The sequence below is a fragment of the Streptomyces silaceus genome (genome assembly GCF_001419745.1).
Classification (GTDB): Bacteria; Actinomycetota; Actinomycetes; order Streptomycetales; family Streptomycetaceae; genus Streptomyces; species Streptomyces silaceus.
Map to the genome: position 1 here is coordinate 299 of NZ_LIRJ01000486.1, position 4,853 is coordinate 5,151.

General features: G+C 70.8%; 6 protein-coding genes and 1 tRNA gene. 4 read left to right on the forward strand and 3 right to left on the reverse strand.

Translation table 11 applies throughout. The features are described from left to right. The coding region (locus AOK22_RS43800; RefSeq protein ID WP_055702713.1) for a class I SAM-dependent methyltransferase at positions 1-524 on the forward strand (524 nt) is incomplete at its 5' end. 43 nt (positions 525-567) lie between these two features. Here the strand turns inward: AOK22_RS43800 and arsM are convergent. Continuing rightward, positions 568-1,347, reverse strand: coding sequence for an arsenite methyltransferase (arsM, locus tag AOK22_RS34840; protein WP_055702709.1), 780 nt, complete (start codon positions 1,345-1,347; stop codon positions 568-570). A gap of 164 nt (positions 1,348-1,511) precedes the next feature. Between arsM and AOK22_RS34845 the strand changes: the two genes are divergently transcribed. The 3 genes from AOK22_RS34845 to AOK22_RS34855 are packed head-to-tail and all read left to right on the forward strand — an operon-like array spanning position 1,512 to position 3,422. After that, positions 1,512-1,901 carry an ArsR/SmtB family transcription factor gene (locus AOK22_RS34845; protein WP_055702710.1) on the forward strand — a complete coding sequence of 130 codons (390 nt, stop codon included), beginning with the start codon at positions 1,512-1,514 and terminating at the stop codon, positions 1,899-1,901. Then, a complete protein-coding gene (gene arsB / locus AOK22_RS34850) occupies positions 1,898-3,004 on the forward strand; it encodes an ACR3 family arsenite efflux transporter (protein WP_079037021.1) in 1,107 nt (368 codons plus the stop codon). The genes AOK22_RS34845 and arsB overlap by 4 nt, the downstream gene beginning before the upstream one ends. A gap of 1 nt (position 3,005) precedes the next feature. Beyond that, positions 3,006-3,422, forward strand: a complete 417-nt coding sequence (locus AOK22_RS34855; protein WP_055702714.1) for an arsenate reductase ArsC — start codon at positions 3,006-3,008, stop codon at positions 3,420-3,422. Between the two features lie 90 nt (positions 3,423-3,512). Here the strand turns inward: AOK22_RS34855 and AOK22_RS34860 are convergent. Together AOK22_RS34860 and AOK22_RS34865 are read right to left on the reverse strand one after the other, a co-directional pair. Next, a tRNA-Ser gene (locus AOK22_RS34860) sits at positions 3,513-3,597 on the reverse strand. A 72-nt stretch (positions 3,598-3,669) separates the two neighbouring features. Continuing rightward, on the reverse strand, positions 3,670-4,853 hold a 1,184-nt coding region (locus AOK22_RS34865; protein WP_055702712.1), incomplete at its 5' end, for a S1C family serine protease.

Sequence of the window (4,853 nt, forward strand, 5' to 3'; positions counted from 1 at the left end):
ACGCCGTCGCCGAGGACCTGCCCTTCTCCGACGGTCTGTTCGACGCGTCGATGACCCTCTTCAGCGTCCACCAGTGGTCGGACGTCACCGCCGGGCTGCGCGAGATGCGCCGGGTCACGCGCGGGCCCGTCGCCGTCCTGACCTGCGACCCCGCGCGCGTACGCGACTTCTGGCTCTACGAGTACGCGCCCGACGTCCTGGAGACCGAGGCCCGCCGCCACCCGCCGCTCGACCTGCTCACCGCCGCGCTCGGCGGCACGGTGACCGTCCGTCCCGTCCCCGTCCCGCTGGACTGCACGGACGGCTTCAACGAGGCGTACTACGGCCGCCCGGAGATGCTCCTCGACCCGGCCGCCCGGCAGGCCTGCTCGGCCTGGAGCTTCATCGACGACGCGGCGCGCCAGGACTTCGACACCTCCCTGCGCCGCGCCCTCGGCTCCGGCGCCTGGGACGAGGCCTTCGGCCACCTCCGCCACCGCCCCTCCTACGAGGGCTCCCTCGTCCTCCTGCGCGCCCTTCCCTAGACCGGCCCCTGGACCGGCTCCTAGACCGATCCCTGGACCGACGTCACGCGTCGGCGGGCTTGGTGGCGCGGACGACGGCGGAGTGCATGCCGTCGGCGACCGCGTGGGTGGGGACGATCCCGATGTCCGTGAACCCGGCCGCCGCGAGGCCCTCGCGGTACTCGGCGAACGACAGCGCGCCGGCGATGCAGCCGACGTAGTCGCCGCGCTCCGCGCGCTGTCCGGGAGTGAGCGTGTCATCGGCGACGACGTCCGAGACGCCGATACGGCCGCCGGGCGCGAGGACGCGGAACATCTCTGCGAAGACGGCGGACTTGTCGGTGGACAGGTTGATCACGCAGTTGGAGATGACGACGTCGACCGTGTTCGCGGGCAGCGGGACGGCCTCGATCGTGCCCTTGAGGAACTCGACGTTGGTGGCGCCCGCCTTCTTCTGGTTGGCCAGGGCCAGGGCGAGCATCTCCTCGGTCATGTCCAGGCCGTACGCCTTGCCGGTCGGGCCGACGCGGCGGGCGGAGAGCAGGACGTCGATGCCGCCGCCGGACCCGAGGTCCAGCACCCGCTCGCCTTCGCGGAGATCGGCGACGGCGGTGGGGTTGCCGCAGCCGAGGGAAGCGGCGACGGCCTCGGCGGGCAGGGCTTCGCGCTCGTCGGCCGCGTACAAGGTGGCTCCGAAGGTGTCGTCGACCTCGATCGCCTGCGGACCACAGCAAGCCGTGCCGCCTTCGGTGACCTGGACGGCGGCGGCCGCGTAGCGCTCACGGACGGTCTCGCGCAGGTCGTTGGACGGGGCGTTGGACGGGGCGTTGGACAGGTCGCTCATGAGGTGCCTCCTCGATGACAAGGAATGACAAGGAATGACCATCCCTGGTCGGGGATGGCCAGGAACGACAAGCGCCGACAGCAGGTGATCCGCCTGTTTCGACACCTGTCGATATCTCTCCCAGCAACCTTGCGCCTTGTATCGAAGTTCGTCAACATAGAGGAATGTCGAAACAAGAGCTGGTGGTGCTCGGCCAGGACAGTGCCGACAGCACCGACGCATGCTGCTCCGGACTGCTGACCGCTCCCCTGGACGAGGAGCGGGCCGAGACGCTGGCGAAGGTCTTCAAGGCCCTCGGCGACCCGGTGCGGCTCAGGCTGCTGTCGATGATCGCCTCCCGGCGGGGCGGCGAGATCTGCGTCTGCGACCTGACCCCGGCCTTCGACCTGTCCCAGCCGACGATCTCCCACCACCTCAAGCTCCTGCGCCAGGCCGGTCTCATCGACTGCGAACGGCGCGGGACCTGGGTGTACTACTGGCTGCTGCCCGAGACGACCGACCAGCTCGCCGCCCTCCTCACCCGCCCCGCCGGGGCGACAGGTGAAGCTTCGTGAGCGGGGCCCAAGAATCCGTGTCGGCCCGTCTGTCGTTCCTGGACCGGTTTCTCGCCGTGTGGATCCTGGTGGCGATGGCCGCCGGACTCGGTCTGGGACGACTCGTGCCGGGGCTCGGGGACACGCTGGCGAAGGCGACGGTCACCGGAGTCTCGCTGCCGATCGCGCTCGGCCTGCTCGTCATGATGTATCCGGTGCTGGCCAAGGTCCGCTACGACCGCCTGGACACCGTCACCCGCGACAAGCCGCTCCTGGTCTCGTCCCTGGTCGTCAACTGGCTGGTCGGCCCCGCCGTGATGTTCGCCCTCGCCTGGATCTTCCTGCCCGATCTGCCGGAGTACCGGACCGGACTGATCATCGTCGGACTCGCCCGATGCATCGCCATGGTCATCATCTGGAACGACCTGGCCTGCGGCGACCGTGAGGCCGCCGCCGTCCTCGTCGCGCTGAACTCCGTGTTCCAGGTGATCGCCTTCGCGGGACTGGGGTGGTTCTATCTCTCCGTCCTGCCCGGTCTGCTCGGCCTGGAGCAGACGACCCTCGACGTGTCCGTGTGGGAGATCGCCCGGAGCGTGCTGATCTTCCTGGGCATCCCGCTCGTCGCCGGGTTCCTGACCCGCAGGCTGGGCGAGAAGACCAAGGGCCGTGACTGGTACGAGACGCAACTGGTCCCCAGGATCGGTCCGTTCGCCCTCTACGGGCTGCTGTTCACCATCGTCGTCCTGTTCGCTCTCCAGGGTGACGCCATCACCTCGCGGCCCTGGGACGTGGCTCGGATCGCGCTGCCCCTGCTGGTGTACTTCGCCGTGATGTGGGCCGGGTCCATGGCCCTGGGCAAGGCCGTCGGCCTGGACCATCCGCGGGCGACCACGCTCGCGTTCACCGCCGCGGGCAACAACTTCGAACTCGCCATCGCCGTGGCCATCGCGACGTTCGGCGCGACCTCCGGGCAAGCACTCGCCGGCGTCGTCGGTCCGCTGATCGAGGTGCCGGTGCTCATCGGCCTGGTGTACGTCGCCCTGGCTGCCCGCCGGTACTTCCCCGGCTCCCCGCCCGCACCGGCCGCCGCGGCCACCACCGAGGAAGGTTCCGCCCGTGTCTGACCTGGCCCCCAGCAGGCCGTCCGTGCTGTTCGTGTGCGTCCACAACGCCGGCCGCTCGCAGATGGCCGCCGCCTTCCTCGCCCACATCGCCCAGGGCGCGATCGAGGTCCGGTCGGCCGGTTCGGCCCCGGCCGACAGCGTGAATCCGGCCGTGGTCGAGGCGATGGCCGAACTCGGCATCGATCTCTCGGCCCGGACCCCCAAGGTGCTGACCACCGACGCGGTGCGGGCGTCGGACGTGGTGATCACGATGGGCTGCGGAGACGCCTGCCCCGTCTTCCCCGGCAAGCGTTATCTGGACTGGAAGCTCGACGATCCCGCGGGCCGGGGCGTCGACGCGGTCCGGCCGATCCGCGACGAGATCGAGGCGCGCGTCCGCGGGCTGATCGACGAACTGGCCCCCGGCACGGCCGTGTAGCCGCAGGCGCCCCCTCCGCACAGCAAACGGAAGGGGCGCCCCGACCGAACCGGGACGCCCCTTCTGGGCAGCACGCACGCCCAACCACTGCGGTGGGTGTGGGATTTGAACCCACGGTGGCTCGCACCACGACGGTTTTCAAGACCGTTCCCTTAGGCCGCTCGGGCAACCCACCCCGCGCCGTCCACCGGAGGAGGTCCGGGCGGCGCGGGGACAAGACTAGCGGGTCGGCGGGCCGGGGAGCGGGTCAGCTGTCGCCCTTGCGTGAGCCCAGGGTCACGTCGACCGTGTGCTCCTTGCCGCCGCGCTCGTACGTGATCTTGACCGTGTCGCCCGGCTTGTGGGTCCAGATCTGGCCGATCAGCGTCGGGCCGCTGTCGATCACCGTGTCGTCCAGCTTCGTGATGACGTCGCCGGGCTTGAGGCCCGCCTTGTCCGCCGGGCCGTTCGGGGTGACCGCGTCCGAACCGCCCGTGCCCCCCTGGGAGATCGTCGCGCCGTTCGCGCCCTCCTGCTGGAGGGAGACCGAGGCGCCGATCACGGGGTAGACCGGCTGGCCGGTCCTGATCAGCTGCTTGGCCACGTTCTGCGCCTGGTTGACCGGGATCGCGAAGCCCAGGCCGATGGAACCGGACTGGCCCGAGCCGCCGAGGCCGCCGCTGTCCGCGGGCTTGATCGCGGAGTTGATGCCGATGACCGCGCCGCGCGCGTCCAGGAGCGGGCCGCCGGAGTTGCCGGGGTTGATCGACGCGTCGGTCTGCAGGGCGCTCATGTACGAGCTCTTGCCGCTCTGTCCGCCGTCGCTGGACGTCACCGGGCGGTTCTTGGCGCTGATGATGCCCGTGGTGACGGTGTTCGACAGGCCGAAGGGCGCGCCGATCGCGATCGTCGAGTCGCCGACGGCCACGCGGTCGGAGTTGCCGAGGGGGAGCGGCTTCAGGTTGTCCGGGGCGTTCTTGAGCTTGATGACCGCCACGTCGTAGCCCTCGGCGCGGCCGATGACCTCGGCGGCGTACTTCTTGCCGTTCGAGAACGTCGCCTGGAGCTTGCCGCCCTCGGCGGCCGACGCCACCACGTGGTTGTTGGTGAGGATGTGGCCCTGCTTGTCGTAGACGAAGCCGGTGCCCGTGCCGCCCTCGCCGCTGCCGCTCTGGGCCTCGATGGTGACGACGCTCGGCAGCGCGTCGTTCGCGATCTTGGCGACCGAGCCGGGCTCCCGCTTGAGGTCGGCCGGGGTGTCCGGGGCCGAGACGGTGGTCGAGTTGGAGTCGCTCTCGCGCTCCGCGGCCCAGTAGCCGATGCCGCCGCCGACGCCGCCGGCGATCAGGGCGGCCGCGAGCACCGCAGCGACGAGCCCGCCGCGCCGGCCGCCGGGCTTCGGCTCCTGCGGGTGGTACGAGGCGCCCCAGCCGGAACCGGAGCCGCCGCCCG

Excerpts from the sequence above, each read along its gene's own strand:
- AOK22_RS34845 (WP_055702710.1), top strand. The coding sequence starts at position 1,512 with ATGTCGAAACAAGAGCTGGTGGTGCTCGGCCAGGACAGTGCCGACAGC.
- arsM (WP_055702709.1), bottom strand. The coding sequence starts at position 1,347 with ATGAGCGACCTGTCCAACGCCCCGTCCAACGCCCCGTCCAACGACCTG.